The organism is Pontibacter pudoricolor (assembly GCF_010092985.1).
Lineage (GTDB): Bacteria > Bacteroidota > Bacteroidia > Cytophagales > Hymenobacteraceae > Pontibacter > Pontibacter pudoricolor.
This window is the reverse complement of record NZ_CP048106.1, coordinates 3,897,605-3,913,029: the sequence shown is the minus strand read 5'-3', so window position 1 is coordinate 3,913,029 and position 15,425 is coordinate 3,897,605. Positions and strand designations below refer to the sequence as shown.

General features: G+C 46.3%; 11 protein-coding genes. 6 read left to right on the top strand and 5 right to left on the bottom strand.

Translation table 11 applies throughout. The annotated features are described in order from the left end of the window. The first annotated feature begins 45 nt into the window (after positions 1 to 45). From gcvH to GSQ66_RS16945, 4 genes are all read left to right on the top strand, one after another. Positions 46 to 426: a glycine cleavage system protein GcvH gene (gene gcvH / locus GSQ66_RS16960; protein WP_162428546.1), complete on the top strand. Its 381-nt coding sequence runs from the start codon at positions 46 to 48 to the stop codon at positions 424 to 426. A 50-nt stretch (positions 427 to 476) separates the two neighbouring features. Continuing rightward, positions 477 to 821 carry a VanZ family protein gene (locus GSQ66_RS16955; RefSeq protein WP_162428545.1) on the top strand — a complete coding sequence of 115 codons (345 nt, stop codon included), beginning with the start codon at positions 477 to 479 and terminating at the stop codon, positions 819 to 821. Between the two features lie 41 nt (positions 822 to 862). After that, on the top strand, positions 863 to 2,137 hold the full coding sequence (locus GSQ66_RS16950; RefSeq protein ID WP_162428544.1) for a M28 family metallopeptidase: 1,275 nt from the start codon (positions 863 to 865) through the stop codon (positions 2,135 to 2,137). Between the two features lie 146 nt (positions 2,138 to 2,283). Next, on the top strand, positions 2,284 to 4,938 hold the full coding sequence (locus GSQ66_RS16945; protein WP_162428543.1) for a S8 family serine peptidase: 2,655 nt from the start codon (positions 2,284 to 2,286) through the stop codon (positions 4,936 to 4,938). 1,148 nt (positions 4,939 to 6,086) lie between these two features. Here the strand turns inward: GSQ66_RS16945 and GSQ66_RS16940 are convergent. The 3 genes from GSQ66_RS16940 to GSQ66_RS16930 form a co-directional block, all read right to left on the bottom strand. Then, positions 6,087 to 6,893: a M57 family metalloprotease gene (locus GSQ66_RS16940; RefSeq protein ID WP_162428542.1), complete on the bottom strand. Its 807-nt coding sequence runs from the start codon at positions 6,891 to 6,893 to the stop codon at positions 6,087 to 6,089. A 463-nt stretch (positions 6,894 to 7,356) separates the two neighbouring features. Then, positions 7,357 to 8,157, bottom strand: coding sequence for a M57 family metalloprotease (locus GSQ66_RS16935; RefSeq protein WP_162428541.1), 801 nt, complete (start codon positions 8,155 to 8,157; stop codon positions 7,357 to 7,359). Positions 8,158 to 8,479: 322 nt separating this feature from the next. Further along, the gene (locus tag GSQ66_RS16930) at positions 8,480 to 9,361 is read right to left on the bottom strand and encodes a YicC/YloC family endoribonuclease (protein WP_162428540.1); all 882 of its coding nucleotides are present in this window, start codon (positions 9,359 to 9,361) and stop codon (positions 8,480 to 8,482) included. A 128-nt stretch (positions 9,362 to 9,489) separates the two neighbouring features. Between GSQ66_RS16930 and purQ the strand changes: the two genes are divergently transcribed. Continuing rightward, positions 9,490 to 10,182 carry a phosphoribosylformylglycinamidine synthase subunit PurQ gene (gene purQ, locus GSQ66_RS16925; RefSeq protein WP_162428539.1) on the top strand — a complete coding sequence of 231 codons (693 nt, stop codon included), beginning with the start codon at positions 9,490 to 9,492 and terminating at the stop codon, positions 10,180 to 10,182. A gap of 188 nt (positions 10,183 to 10,370) precedes the next feature. Beyond that, positions 10,371 to 10,730, top strand: coding sequence for a hypothetical protein (locus GSQ66_RS16920; protein WP_162428538.1), 360 nt, complete (start codon positions 10,371 to 10,373; stop codon positions 10,728 to 10,730). 337 nt (positions 10,731 to 11,067) lie between these two features. Here the strand turns inward: GSQ66_RS16920 and GSQ66_RS16915 are convergent, their stop codons facing one another. Both GSQ66_RS16915 and GSQ66_RS16910 read right to left on the bottom strand, forming a co-directional pair. After that, positions 11,068 to 12,213 carry a serine hydrolase domain-containing protein gene (locus tag GSQ66_RS16915; protein WP_162428537.1) on the bottom strand — a complete coding sequence of 382 codons (1,146 nt, stop codon included), beginning with the start codon at positions 12,211 to 12,213 and terminating at the stop codon, positions 11,068 to 11,070. An 8-nt stretch (positions 12,214 to 12,221) separates the two neighbouring features. Continuing rightward, the gene (locus GSQ66_RS16910; RefSeq protein WP_162428536.1) at positions 12,222 to 15,422 is read right to left on the bottom strand and encodes a PD40 domain-containing protein; all 3,201 of its coding nucleotides are present in this window, start codon (positions 15,420 to 15,422) and stop codon (positions 12,222 to 12,224) included. Between the last annotated feature and the right edge of the window lie 3 nt (positions 15,423 to 15,425).

Sequence of the window (15,425 nt, the reverse complement as noted above, 5' to 3'; positions counted from 1 at the left end):
AAACACCGTATTTTTGAGCCAGTCATTAACAAACAGATAGAAGCAATGAATTTACCTGAGAACCTGAAGTATACAAAAGACCACGAGTGGGTACGCATCGAAGGTGATGTAGCTATAGTTGGCATCACTGATTTTGCACAAAGCGAGCTTGGCGATATCGTTTATGTAGACATTGATACAGTTGACAAGCAGATCAGCAGAGAAGATGTATTTGGTACTGTTGAGGCCGTTAAAACCGTATCTGACCTGTTCAGCCCATTAAGCGGTACAGTGCAGGAGTTTAACGACAAACTGGAAAACAGCCCTGAGCTTGTAAACTCTGACCCGTATGGCGATGGCTGGATCATTAAAATGTCGATAGAGAATACTGCAGAAGTTGATGATCTGCTTACAGCTGCGGCTTACCGTGAGCTGATAGGTCAGTAATAACACATACCTTTTAAGGTTTGATACTACGCTACAACTTTTTTACCATAATGTGGGCAGCAGTAATTTTACTTACCACGCTGCTGCCCTCATCTTCCATGCCTTCGGTTTCCATCTGGGACCTTTTCTCTTTTGATTCCTTTGCACATGCCAGCATGTTTGCGGTGCTGTGCTTCCTGATGATCGTAGGCCTTACCAAGCAATACACCTTCCCGAAACTAAAGCATTACTCCATCCGGGTATCCTTATTTATTTGTTCGATGTTTGGCATTGCCATCGAGATACTACAGTTTAGCGTGGTGCCAGGCCGCAGCGCTGAAATGATGGATATTGTAAGCAACAGCATCGGTTGCCTGATCGGTATAGTTGTCTTTCGCTGGATCTATACCTGGTAAAATAAACCTGTACTTTGGCTGAGCCTTTTTATATTTAAGGTATGAAGCCATTTCTCCTGATACTTATAGTTTGCCTGAGTGCCGTGCCGTTGCTGGCGCAGGATATGCCGCGTGTACGCCAGACACTCGATACATTGGCAAGCCCATACTTTCATGGCCGTGGGTATATTTTTGACGGCGACGCCAAAGCTGCCAACTATATCCGTGACAGGTACAAAGCAGCCGGCCTAAAACCTATAGCTGGTTCCTACTTCCAGGAATTTACCATGCCCGTAAACCGGGTAACACAAACTCCGGAACTTATAGTTGATGGCACTACCCTTGTACCCGGAACTGATTTTGTAGCCAGCTCGCAAACGGCCAGCGGTAAAGGAAAAGCAACTATAGTTCGCCTCGATACCCTTGTGTTTACAGATGCCGCCGTAGCTCAGAAATTCTTCTCCCATGACCTCCGTAAAAAAGCACTGGTCTATCCTCAGAAATTCAGGAAGCAACTATGGGAATTGCCGGAACCCTACCTGCAGAAAGTGCTTAGCGCAAGGCTCCATATCATACTCCAGCCCAGGAGCCTGCTCACTACTGTAGCCGCTTCTCCGGCCCCGATACCCATGCTGGAAGTAAAAGAAACTGCATGGCCGGCAAAAACACGGAAGGTAAAATTTAAGATCTCGGCAGAGTTTACCCCTGCACACCAAACCCGAAATGTAATTGCTTTTATCCCCGGTGCGGTTCAGCCAGATTCGTTTATAGTTTACACAGCGCATTACGACCACCTGGGCGGGCAAGGCAAAGGCATTTACTTTCCGGGGGCGAACGATAATGCCAGTGGCACCACTATGTTGTTAGAACTGGCCGAATACTACAGCAAACCTGAGAACAGGCCAACCTATAGTATCGCGTTTATGGCTTTCGCTGCCGAGGAGGCAGGTTTGCTGGGATCGTTCCATTACACTAATAACCCACTTTTCCCGCTTCAGAATATCCGCTTCCTGATTAACCTGGACCTGCTGGGCACCGGCGACGATGGCATGATGGTGGTAAATGGTAGCATTCACCCGAAAGAATTTGAATTATTACAAACTATAAACAAGCGGCAGAATTACCTTCCGCAGATAAAAATGCGTGGTCGCGCCGCTAACTCCGATCATTTTCCTTTTTCGGAGAAAGGTGTTCCTGCTTTTTTCTTTTACACGCTTGGCGGAACAACTTTTTACCACAATACCGAAGACCAGGCGGCACAACTTCCGCTTACTAAGTTTAAAGAAGTATTCAGGCTGATAACGGATTTTACCGAAGCATTGCAGGCAACGTATTAAGTTACAAAAGTATAAACCTGTTGTTGCAACATTAAGTTTGTAGTCACTGGCAGCCGTTTTAAATTGTAAAATTGGTTACCAATAACTACATTGTATACCTCAAATTAAGAAAGAGATCTGGTTGTAACAGTTTTTACAAAGTGCCTGTGAAGAAGCGTCGGAATTGCCCGTTTAATGTGCTGCAGTGGGTTACATGTGTTGGCTTATTGCTGTGCAGTGTACAGGTTGCAGCGCAGCAACAGGCGCCCCTGAAATCAGGAGCTACCAACCTGAGACAGATTGCCCCCGGCCTGGAGCAAAGCATTAAAGAAGCTGGCAGTAAAACAGTGCGCGTTCAGGTTAAAAATAAAGCTCAGTTCCTGACCTGGCTCACCGAGAACAACTATAGCGGAAACGTTACACAAACCACACCATCAGCACAGATACTCACCCTCAGTCATGTTTCTGCAAAAACGCTGCAGCAGATAGCTAATTCCGGTTTAGTTACCTACATCGATAAGCCCAACCGTCAGGCTAAGGAAGAAATTGAGCTGAAAGACGCAGACTTTGCAGTTAACAACATTTACGCTATCCGAAGTTTATACCCGCTCCTGAATGGCAGCAACATGACAGCTTCGGTAAAAGAAGGCGCTTTTAACCCTACCGATATCGATCTGAAAGGCCGCGCCCTTTCCCCTGAATCTTTCGGAAATACCTTTACGCCGCATGCTACCACCATGGCTACCATTATTGCGGGTGCCGGTAACTCAGGTCCGAAAGGCAAAGGCATAGCCGACCACGCCAGACTTGCTTATTCTGACTTTGCGGAGCTTTTCCCGGATAACAGCCAGGCATTACTAAGCAAAGGCATCAGTGTACAGAACCACTCCTACGGCGTTGGCGTGGAGAATTACTATGGCCTGGAATCTGCAGCTTATGATCGCGAAATCTACCAGAACCCTACATTATTGCATGTTTTCTCGTCGGGCAACAGCGGCGATAAAGCTGATGCAGTGGGCAATTATGCGGGCATGGCCGGCTTTGCTAACCTTACCGGGCAATTTAAAACATCTAAAAACACACTGAGCGTAGGCGCTATCGAACCAACCGGAAAAGTAGGTTTACTTAGCTCTAAAGGTCCCGCTTACGATGGCCGTGTAAAACCTGAGCTGGTAGCTTTTGGCAAAGGCGGCACTTCCGAGGCGGCAGCTGTCGTATCCGGGGTGGCCTTGCTGGTGCAGCAGGCTTACAAAGAGATTCATGGCAGCCTGCCCTCCGCTGCACTTGTAAAAGCGGCTTTGATAAACAGTGCTGATGATACCGGCAGACCGGAAGTTGATTTCGAAACCGGGTTCGGAAACACAGATGCCTTTGGCGCTATTAAAACGATACAGGAGAACAGGTTTATAGTTGGCGTAGTAGCAGATAAAGCCTCAACCCAACATTCTATCAGCGTTCCGGCAGGGACTCAGAAGTTAAAGATAACCCTTGTATGGCATGAGACAGAAGGCAGCCCGGAAGCCGCAAAAGCCCTTATCAACGACCTCGACCTGACACTTACGACTATAAACGGTGCGATTCTAAAACCTTGGGTACTAAGTAGTTTCCCGCATCCGGACTCTTTACAATTACCAGCCAAACGCCGTGAGGACCACCTAAACAATGTAGAACAGGTAACTATAGACCTGCCAGCTGCCGGTGCTTACCAGGTAAATGTTTTTGGTTTTGATGTGCCGCAAGGTCCGCAAAACTATAGTTTAGTGTATGAATTTGAGACAGGTCCTAAATGGGTATATCCAACTACAGGAGTAAGCCTGCAGGCTGAAAGTGTTAACCGCATTCGCTGGAAAAACGCATTACAGGGCGAAAAAGGCAAGCTGGAATACAAACTCCACAACAGTACCGAATGGCAACTGATAGCTGACAACCTTGACCTGGCAACCTCCTATTTTGATTGGAACGCTCCTGATGTTATATCCAAAGCTCAATTACGGCTAACTACTTCGGGTGCAACTATACTGTCCGGCGATTTTTTACTGACCAAACAGCTAAAACTAAAAGTGGGTTATAACTGCGACGACCAGGTAATGGTGCATTGGGCTGAACTTCCGAGTGTGGCACAATACCAGTTGTACCAGGTTGGCAGCACGCACCTGGAGCCTCTCCTGGCTACAGCCGATACCCTGGCTTTGCTGAACAAGAATCAACTGCAAGGTTTGCCCGAGTTTGTAAACGTTGCTCCTTTTATAGATGGCACCCAGGCCGAGACCAGCGAAACGGTTGCCTTTAATCAGATGGGCATCGGCTGTTATATCAAAACGTTCCTGCCTTACCAGTTCGTTACCGATTCAGTGGATTTGCAACTGGAGCTAAGCACACGTTACCAGGTTACTTCTGTAACGCTGGAACGTCTTGTTAAGGGCAACTATACCACAGTACAAACTATAGCCCCTGTTACGCAGTTAACTTATACATTACACGATGCCTCTCCTGTTTTGGGCAAGAACCTGTATCGGGTAAAAGTTACTACGGCCGATAATAAGTTTTACTATAGTCAGCCGGAAGAAGTGCTCTATGCTGATGTCGGCTTTGTGCAGGCCTACCCTAACCCCATACCATCCGGCGAAATATTATCGGTTGCCGTCGCCAGCGATGTAGCCATCGTGCAGTTATATGATCAGTTAGGAAAGCTTGTTTATGAGTCTGAAGAGTATGGTGTGATAAAGCAGGTACCTACTGTGGGCCTTAAAAGTGGTTTGTACATTCTGCGCCTTAAGACTGACACTGGTAATTATGTAGCGGGTAAGGTTTTAGTTCTATAGTTTCTTTTCAATTAATTTAAGCCTTCCTTAAGACAAAAGTTGTTAAGACCTAGCAGCGTTAGTGTCAGGTAGCTATTAGTTTCATAAGTGTTATGCTGTGCTGAGGGATCTTATGTGTCCTATAGTTCTTACCCGTCATTTCGACTTCAGGAGAAATCTGGGTTCTATAGTTTGATAGATTACTCTTCGAACCAAGCCTTTTCTTTTATAGCCACTTCAAATCCTGGGAGCTCTACTTACCTATCGTTCTATAGTTGGCTTTGGTGCCCTCACGGCCGGGAGGCCCCGTCTTGGGGGTAGGGGCCCTCGATAAGGGCATCGCGCTGCTGCTTTCTTGCTACCCTCGTACCTCGGGTTGCCTGGCGGCACCGCAACAAAGCAAAGGCGCTCAACCCAAAGACTGTAATCTTTCGATAGCACAAGCTATAGTTTGTTTGAACTGCTATAGTTGCATTGCTTGATCGTGATTATAGTTCCGTAGGGACAGGTCGCGACCTGTCCGATCTTGGTCTGTAACTATAAGACTATAATGCCAACAATAACTATAGCCGAAATTCCCCTCCTCGGAGGGGCAGGGGTGGGTTAAAACCACAACTATAAAACGAAAACATCAACTATAGCAATCACCTTTATCCCAACAATCCTCCAAATCTCACGTAATCCCGGTTCAGACATAGCCTGTCCCAGCCGGGCCAGTTGAGTCAGAGACTCCATACCATCGTAGGTCACGAGCGGGGACGCTAGCGCCAGCAATATGAACTATAGAACTACAATCTTGACTATAGCATAAATCAAACTCCTTCCCCTGTTGTTAGGGGAAGGCTGGGAAGGGGTAAAATGCCAACTATAGAACTATAGCCTTAACAATATAGCCTATCTTCCTTCAACCAAGATCCTTTCAGGATGACAAAATAGGGAGCAGTGGCCAAAAAACTCCCCGTCTTAGACTAACGAGAATTCGAAGGTAGCGAGCATAGCGCTGAGGGCGTGGGTTGATTGGACCACAGCAACTATGAAAATATAACTTAAACTACAGCCCCAACCTTACTATCTATAAATTCAGTTCCCTATAAAACAGCAACAGCTCCCGCCTTGCGGCAGAAGCTGTTGCTGTTGTTTTAAGGTGTAGTTAGGTTTTGCTCTATAGCTTAGTATAGGTAGTTAAGAGCAGTAACGTCGTTTGCGTTGAACGGACGGTTCTGGCCAGATCCGATACAAGCCAACATCCATGAGTTTGGATCCTGTGTAGTTGGAGTACCCGGGATGTGAACAGCACCTACAGTAGACGCACCTTCGTTAGAGTAAGAACCACCGCAAGAATAAGAACGATCCATGTAGTCAGTGTGACGGAAACCGATGCAGTGACCGATCTCGTGTGCAAGGATAGTAGTGAACCAAGCCTGGTTAGGGTTAGTGCCGATGTAACGGGTGGCTATCTTGATGTTGTTGTGCGGATCACCAGCAGCAGTTGGGAAACCAGCAGAAGCAAGATACTGAGCTGACTTAGGAGCTGCCTGAAGGTAGATGTTACCACCAGAAGATACACGGCTCATAGTAATGTTCAAGCCTTGCGCATTGTAACGAGCGATAGCTGCATCCAGAGCTGTTACATACGTAGCAGGAAGAGCTGGGTCGATAGATAGCGTAATGTTACGAACACCGCCATTTGTATTTACCAGGTTAGTAGTACGGTACTGCTCAGACTCGCCAACGCGAAGCGCTTTAGTGTTGTGCGCAGCAGATAGATCACCTTCCGATAAAAAGATATCGCCTTCCACTACATAACCGCCTTCCACTTTCTCAACATTTTTGTTGTAGAAGCCTAGCTCAGAGATTCTGCTCAGTGCGCTTTCAGATACAGTGTCCTGAGTTTTTACTTCTTCATCCTGCTGGCAAGATGTGAAACCAAAGGCCGCTACCATAGCGCCAACAATAAGTAAACGATTTACTTTCATAAAAATTTTTAGGTGTTAAAGTTAAACATAATTGAAATGTAGAAATTCGGATATTACGCTCCAAGCATTTAAACCAATATTTTAATGTGTTTCAACATCGATCTTACAACTTTAAAAAGGTTATATCCTATTGCTGTAAATTGTATGATTTTAACAATATATTCAGCGTTAAAACATCTACTTTTTACTATATGTATCCCTCTTTCGTTGTTTATGTCCAGTTTCGTATCAGAAGGCTAATACTTTTAAAAGTATGCAGGCGCTTCTTGCTTTTAAAGATTAGCATCGCTGCTAATACTTGCCTCGCCTTATTAACTATAGTTCCGGACTGCTTATATAATTACCAACTTGTGTGGAGCTATTCTGCACGAAACTATAGTGCGGACTCTAAAACAGAACAGCTCCCACCGCGAGGCAGGAGCTGTTCTGTTTGTTTTAAGGTAGTTTGCTGTTGCTCTATTGCTTAATATAGGTAGGTCAGAGCAGTTTTGTCGTTATTATTGAACGGACGGTTCTGACCGTTACCAATGCAGGCAAGCATCCAGGAGTTTGCATCAGGACCTGTTGGCGTACCAGGAATATGGATAGCACCTACGTTAGAGGCACCTTCGTTTGCATAGCCACCACCACAAGAATAGCTTCTGTCCATATAGTCTGTGTGGCGGAAACCGATGCAGTGACCGATCTCATGTGCAAGAATAGTAGTGAACCAACCTAAATTGGGGTCAGTGCCAATATAACGGGTAGCTACTTTAACACTACCATACGGGTTACCACCTGAAGGGAAACCCGCGGAAGCGAGGTACTGTGCATTTCTAGGAGCAGCTGTAATATTAATGTTACCGCCAGAAGATACACGAGCCATTTTAATGGTAAGATTCAGGGCGTTGTAGCGGGCAATTGCAGCATCAAGAGAAGCCCCATAAGAAGCCGGCAATTTTGAATCTAAAGACAAAGTAATTGTACGGCCGCCGCTGGCATTTACCAGGTTAGTTGTACGGTACTGCTCAGACTCGCCAACGCGAAGCGCCTGGGTGTTGTGGGCAGCAGTAAGATCTGATTCTGATAAAAAGATGTCGCCTTCCACTACATAACCGCCTTCCACTTTCTCAACATTTTTGTTGTAGAAGCCGAGTTCAGCAATTCTGTTCAGTGTGCTTTCAGATACAGAGTCCTGGGTTGCTATTTCTTCATCCTGCTGGCAAGACGTGAAACCAAAGGCTGCTACCATAGCGCCAACTAATAGTAAACGATTTACTTTCATAAAATTCAAGGTGTTAAAGTGAGAAATAATTGAAAGGAAATAATACTCCGCTATACAACTCTCCTAATCAATTAGTTACAGACGCCTGATCTTAGCCCGCCATAGTCCCAACTTATTTTCAGCCAGAAATCTATACAATACAGCACATGATTACCGATTTAACCTTGTTGTTCCAGATAATGAAACCTCGTTTTTACACACCTGAGGCTATAAATTTCACAAATAAGCAGCTATCCTGTTATGCATCAGCAAGATGACTTAAAAAAATAGCCGCCTGCCACAAAAATGTAGCAGGCGGCTATTTTTTTATCTTAACTATACCTTATAGTATGTTATTGATCTGTTCTTTTATCTTCTCAAGTTCTTCCTTCATTTCTACAACGTGGTGCTGTATAGTTGAATCGTTTGCCTTCGAGCCGATCGTATTTATCTCCCGGCCTATCTCCTGCGATATGAAGCCAAGCTTTTTACCAGTTGGCTCAGGCAGGTAAACGGTTTCGGTGAAGTAGTGCAGGTGGTTTACAAGGCGTACTTTTTCTTCGGCAATATCCAGTTTCTCCATATAGTACACCATCTCCTGCTCAAAACGGTTATGGTCATACAGCTCGGATGAAGACAGTTCAGCCATGTGGCTTTTAATGCGGTTGCGGATCTGTTCCATACGGGTAGGGTCGTGCTTATCTACTTCGGCCAGCAGAATCCGGATCTTATCTATATAAGACATGATTTCGGTAGTAAGCGCTTTCCCTTCGTTGTTACGGAAGTTTATAATACTTACCAATGCTTCCTGTACCAGTGGCTCTACCTGCTCCCATTCGGCATCGCCACTTGCATCCTCTACCTGGTCCTGCAGCAGCACATCGGGCATATGCAATGCCAGCCTGAACAAATCGTTTTTTGACCCGCCAACGACATCGGCCGCATCATTCAGTTCGTTATAATAGGTTTGCAGTAGCTCTTTATTGATGGTGCTTTTAGCTTTCTGGGCCTTGTTCTTCACATAATCCACACTCACACTTACTTTGCCACGCACCAGCGCCTTTTGCATCATATTCCTGATTTCGTATTCTTTATCAGACAGAAACCTCGGGAGTCGTACACTCAGGTCCAGGCTTTTAGAGTTTAACGATCTTATCTCTACTGAAATGCAGTATTGGTCTGTGTCGAGTCGGGCACTTCCGAACCCGGTCATGGATTGCAACATAAGCTAATTGAATGTTATCCTCGCAAATTAACTATAAATCTTCGTTTTTACGTTAGTTGAAAGTTAAAAGCTACCGAAAGGCTGTTAAGCAGGTGTAAGTTGAATGTATTTTTATTTACCTTTGAACTATGAAATTTGGTGTAGTCGTTTTCCCGGGGTCCAACTGCGACCAAGACCTGGTAGATGCCCTAAGCGTGGGTATGCAGCAGGAAGTTGTAAAACTATGGCACAAAGACCATGACCTGCAGGGTTGTGACTTTATATTGCTGCCTGGTGGTTTCTCTTATGGTGATTACCTGCGCTCTGGTGCCATAGCGCGTTTCTCGCCTATTATGCAGGAAGTAGTGCAGCATGCCAACAAAGGTGGTTATGTAATGGGTATCTGCAATGGTTTCCAGATTTTAACGGAAGCCGGTTTATTGCCTGGTGCCCTGCTGCGTAACGCCAATCAGAAGTTTATCTGCGACAATGTTTATATCAGGCCGGTAACTACCAACCTGTTACCAACCAGAAACTTAGACCTGAACAAGGCTTATAAAATACCGGTAGCACACGGCGAAGGCCGCTACCATGCCGATAAGGATACGCTGCGCAGACTGGAAGACAACGACCAGATTATGTTCAAGTACAGCAGCAACATTGCCGATACCCACGATATTTACAACATAAACGGCAGTTTACTGAACATCGCCGGCGTAGCTAACGAGAAGAAGAACGTATTTGGCATGATGCCACACCCGGAACGCGCCGTAGATCCGGATTTAGGAAATACAGACGGCCGTGCCATTTTCGAATCTATCCTTGATCTGGTAAACGCTTAAGACAATTTTTAATCTATATAGAAGGCCCGGAACTTATACTTCCGGGCCTTTTTATTTTTCACGCATAAGCCCAGCATAGTTTCTCCATTACAAGCATAACTATAAATTAAGGAGTTACGCACTCAGTAATTCGGCACAGCTATTGCTATATATTGCATATCCTATACTGATACTATAAACTTATCATTATGAAAAAAATCTGTACCCTCTTGCTGCTTATAGTTGGCAGTTTTTCCTTGGTTTTGGCGCAGGAGCAGCCTGCACCTCAGCTCACAAAAGCTACAACCGTTGAATATGTAAGCGTGAGCGTCCGGAGCTTTCTTGTTCGCAAAAACTATGTTGCTTATCTCAACTATGGAGATAGCGATGCGCGAAGTAACCATATAATGGATAAGACTGGCGAAAAACGGGAATTTACTAATCCAATGGGTGTGCTGAAATATATGGCCTCCGAAGGTTGGCAGTTTGTTGCTTTCATTCCAGATGATGATGGAAAGATAACAGACCGGGCTTTTTTGATGAAACGGGAGCTGCCTGCTGCAAACTAATACCTTAACAGCAAACTATAACTAACCGGACATGGCATAACTACCATAGCTAATCCCAACACTTATAGTTCATAATTTCAAAAGGCCCCGCCTGCTGCACAGGTGGGGCCTTTTTTGGCTTTTGCTAGAGTTAGCGTACGACTATAGTTCCGGTTAAGACTTTTGGAATAACATGCTGTACCTTCCCTCCATGAGGAAAGCTACTCCATTTGTAGCCATCCCGCCACCGTGGCCAAATCGTAAATCAGCCACTGGCAGAACAGTTTTTTTTGTTTTACAACGCGTACACTTTCATGCAACTTTACTCAACCAACAACCTCATCTTCAGACACTCATATTACTCCACCACTTCATTCACCGCATCAATCATAGCCAATACCTCAATTGGGTGGCCATTAATGCGATCGCCGCGTTTTTTGCCTAAACGAACAATGATAACATCTTTCTCGGGGATAACGATGATGTACTGGCCAAGTATACCACGGGCATAAAAGATGTTCTGACCTTTATAGTTGGGAAGCAGCCACCACTGGTAACCATAATCGGCAGGTTTGCCAGATGCGTTGAAGAGGCCATTTGGGGTAATTGATTCGCGCACATAAGCCGGGTCAACTATAGTGTCGCCGTTCCAGATTCCGTTATTTAAGTATAGTTTGCCGATGCGGGCAAAATCGCGGGCGTTGCTGAAAAAACAACAGTAAGCTTTTTCGATACTGGTCGGGTTATCAACGCTCCACTCAGCGTCATGCTCGGCGCCAAGCGGTTTCCATAGTTTGTCTTCGGCGTAACGGCTCAGCGATTTCCCGGTCGCAGCTTCTACCACCATCCCCAAAATCTGTGTATCGCCGCTTTTGTAGCTGAATTGTTTTCCCGGTTCTTCTACAGCTTCCAGCCGTTTAATTACCTTTTTAAGATTGGTGCCATAGTAGGCTTCGGTGGTAATAGAAAGCGGGTTGGCATACGACTCATCCCAGTTCAGCCCGGAACTCATCATCAGCAGGTGTTTTATAGTTATCTTTTTCTTATTCCCTTCTTTAAATGAGGGCAGAAAATCGGCAACAGGCTGGTCTATGGTCTTAATGGCACCATCGCGCAGCGCTGCACCAACCAATATGCTAACAATACTTTTTGCCACCGAAAAAGAATTGCTCAGCGACTCATCTGAATACCCATCCCAGTACTGCTCGTGAAGGATAGAATCGCGGTGAATAACCAGGAAAGCTACTGATTCCAGTTCTTCGTGCAATTGCTGCAGCTTTTCAGGAAATACTACTTTGTTATAGTTTGCAGCCTGTGGCCAGGGCTGTGCTTTGCCCGGGGCATCAACCGTGCGTTGGTCAAATATCAGGTTATCGTCTATGTCGGCAAAGTTGTAGACCAGCGCTTTGTACACATAATTTTTATCAGCCATGTGCAGCCACGCAGCCAAAAGGCCCAGCAACAATACTCCCCCGACAGTAAAGCGTTTTGCTTTCCGGTTCATGAGCTTTTCTAGAAATCGTAACCCAGTGTAATGTATACTTTAGGTCCCTGGCTGCCCATATCTTCCTCGCTCCAGGCTACATCAAGTTTACCATACACCCCGAAAAGCGTAGAACGGGCACCCAAACCATACCCAACCAGGAACGGGTTACGATAGTTGATAACTGTTATCTCGAATGGGTTACGCTGCGTAGGGCTTGTGCGGCCGCCAACTATACGTGTGTTAATAGAGTTATTTCCGGTGAATGGGTTAGAGCCATTGTAAGCAGAACCTGCGTCGGCAAAAGCGGTAAGTTGCAGGTTACGGAAGAAACCGGAGCCAACAGCACCATTATAAAGGTATTTTATAACCGGAATGCGCAGCTCGGCATTAGCCAGCAGGTGTTTATGTCCGGTGCGGGTATTATAGTTGAAACCACGAAGCGGCAACGCGTATTCCAGGTAAAACAGGTCCGGTGCCGATTGTATGTTCACATCGTTTCGTTCGGTAATATCATCTTCGCCGGCAAACAGCCAGTTATCCATACCACCTATCAGGTAGTTTTTCGGAGAATTACCGAAGAAAGCGCCATAGCTTAAGCGTGCTGCCAGTATAATTTCGCGGTGGATCTTCTGGTAACGGCGCAGGTCTACATAAAACTTGTTGAAGTTGGCATTACTGTTTTCAAAATCGCGCAACGACAGGACACCAACCTTCATGCGGGTACCTTCCATCATGTTTACGCCGGTAACCACCGAGTTATCATACACCAGTTCCACGTTGCCGCCATACATGTTGTTTACACTATCCGGGGTAGAGAAATCGCTGATCTGGGTGAAACGGGTACTTACCAGACGCGGCTGCGCCCGAAGACTGGTACTATAGCTTAGCGGGTACACCAGCAGCGGCGCGATCTCGTTTCGGGCATTGCGAACTATAGCGCCCGGAGATTCCAGCACAGAACTTACCAGCACATCCCGGCGGAACTGCACGCCCAGGTCTACACGGTTTTTCAGGTTTACATATTCAGCAAAAGCACGGCTGGTTTCGAGGTCGGTACGCAGGTAAGCAGTGCCACGTATGTGGTGGTTCTCGAACAGGTCGCTCATATTTACACCTGCTACCAGACCAAAACCAAGCTGCGGATCAGCGTAAACTGAGGTGATGATTTCATGTACACTAAAGCGGGTATCATATTCCAGTGGCCCGGCTATTTTGAACTCCGGAGCTGTGCTGGCTTTAGGTACTGCGGCAACAGGCGCTGCTACTTTAGTAGTTGTATCGGTTTTAGCCTGCTCTGCTCCAAATTCATAATTTTCTATGTTTACCTCACCTTCCTTTCGTTCCGTCTTTACCTCTTTGGTGGTCTCATTTTCAAGTAACTTGCGCGACGAACTAGTGGTTTGAGGCACACGGGCGCGGGCCTCGAGTATGATCTGCCGGGCTGTTTTGGGCAGCGTGGCCTGTGTTTTGAAACTATAGTCTGGTATCAGGTAAATAAAATCACGGCCGTTGTCCTGCGCAGCCACTGCCAGCGTATTGTTTACAGCATTATAATCGTACGCCTCTATGTTCTGAACAAAGTTTGAGACTGCCGTGCTCGAGTTAGTTGCAAGATTATAAGAATAAAGACTTCTGATACCATTCTCCTCGCTCAGGAATACAAAGTTACCATCAGCGGTGGCGCGCGGCCTTAGCTCACTGGCAATACTGGATGTGAGTTGTGTTACGGTTACCGGCGCTGTTTGCTGCACCAGAAAAATATCATAGTTCTCCACCACGTCCCGGAAAGTAGCTTCCTGCACACGACCAGTAGAATCCACCCATCGGTTAGAGCTGAACACAATGCCTTTCCCACCCTTCAGAAAAACAGGGCTGATATCATCGTAAATATCGTTGGTAAGCTGGCCTATCATTTTGCCACTGCTCTGCAACAGGTACAGGTCGGTCTGGCCACCATCTACCGCACTTACTACCAGTTGGCTGCCGTCTTCAGAGTAGCTCATGTCGCGCACCTGGCTAAACTGCTCAAGGGTAGCCGCAGGTTTTGTAAGATCGTCGTAGAAGGGCAGGAAGGAGCTTTTATTATTAGCATTTACCTGCCGGAGCTGCATATTTCCTCTCCTCGATTCGATAAAGCCCAGTTGCGTATTGCTGCGCCATGCCAGCACAGGCAAGCTATAGTCTGTCGGCTGATCCAGGGATTTATATCCACCGCGCCAAACCACACGACTGCCTTTGCCTTTTACATCTTTTACAATGATCTTATAACTTCCGTGGTCGTTTTCGGCATAAGCCAGGTAGTTGCCATCGGGGCTGAGAACAGGCTCGGTGTAGCGCAGGGACCGTTTATTTTTATCGAACAGCTTCTTATCATCCGGCATCGACACAAACGGGTTGTCGGAGCGGGCATTTATTTGCTGGTAGTAATTAAGCCAATCCTGCAGGAAACGTTTATAAGGAATGTTCAGGCTACTGGTTATGCCTATTTCTACGTCGCGGGTAATGCGTGTCAGGTTCAGGATGTTCTGGATAGAGGTGTAGCCGTAGCGCTCCGCAATATAATTCCACACCGACTGGCCGGTTTGCTCCGGGTAGCGCATCAGCACTTGCTCCGGGCGCAGTTTGTTGCCTTCCAGTAACAGGTCGCGGATGTGGCTGTCCATGTCCAGGCTCCAGCCTTCGGCGGTATATGCGGCCACACCGGTTACAAACCACTCCGGCAAACGCAACAGGTAACTACTTTGCAAGGCCTCTTTTAAGCTGCCGCCATACATCATGTCGTTCAGCAGCAGTTCGGTAAGTTTGTAGCTTAGTTCAGTCTTAAAGTCGGTCTTAGTACCATCATAAGCCAACTCCAGCTTATTTTTCATGAACAGCGTTTCGCCGCCGGTCTGGAACTGGTCGCTGTACAAGCCAATATTGCTCTGCCGAAGATCTGTAGGAGAATTATAAAGTATTAGCGTTATTTTGGAGTAAGGGTAATACCCAATCAGACTGGTAATGCGCTTGAGTTCGCGCTCTGCGTAGTCGGCGGCATCTTTGGCGGTCTGGTCGCCGCCTTTATAGAAATACAGGTTAAAGTTCTGCGTGTTGTATAGTTTCCAGTCGAAGTTCTTGTATTGGATACGGCTTTTGCCAAACGGATCGCGGCCAGGTTGCGCCTGAAGGGCAGCACCCGACAGTATGCAGCAAACAAACAGCAAAAGTAACCTTGTATAAAAACGCATGCG

Excerpts from the sequence above, each read along its gene's own strand:
- gcvH (WP_162428546.1), top strand. The coding sequence starts at position 46 with ATGAATTTACCTGAGAACCTGAAGTATACAAAAGACCACGAGTGGGTA.
- GSQ66_RS16955 (WP_162428545.1), top strand. The coding sequence starts at position 477 with ATGTGGGCAGCAGTAATTTTACTTACCACGCTGCTGCCCTCATCTTCC.
- GSQ66_RS16950 (WP_162428544.1), top strand. The coding sequence starts at position 863 with ATGAAGCCATTTCTCCTGATACTTATAGTTTGCCTGAGTGCCGTGCCG.
- GSQ66_RS16940 (WP_162428542.1), bottom strand. The coding sequence starts at position 6,893 with ATGAAAGTAAATCGTTTACTTATTGTTGGCGCTATGGTAGCGGCCTTT.
- GSQ66_RS16935 (WP_162428541.1), bottom strand. The coding sequence starts at position 8,157 with ATGAAAGTAAATCGTTTACTATTAGTTGGCGCTATGGTAGCAGCCTTT.
- GSQ66_RS16930 (WP_162428540.1), bottom strand. The coding sequence starts at position 9,361 with ATGTTGCAATCCATGACCGGGTTCGGAAGTGCCCGACTCGACACAGAC.
- purQ (WP_162428539.1), top strand. The coding sequence starts at position 9,490 with ATGAAATTTGGTGTAGTCGTTTTCCCGGGGTCCAACTGCGACCAAGAC.
- GSQ66_RS16920 (WP_162428538.1), top strand. The coding sequence starts at position 10,371 with ATGAAAAAAATCTGTACCCTCTTGCTGCTTATAGTTGGCAGTTTTTCC.
- GSQ66_RS16915 (WP_162428537.1), bottom strand. The coding sequence starts at position 12,213 with ATGAACCGGAAAGCAAAACGCTTTACTGTCGGGGGAGTATTGTTGCTG.
- GSQ66_RS16910 (WP_162428536.1), bottom strand. The coding sequence starts at position 15,422 with ATGCGTTTTTATACAAGGTTACTTTTGCTGTTTGTTTGCTGCATACTG.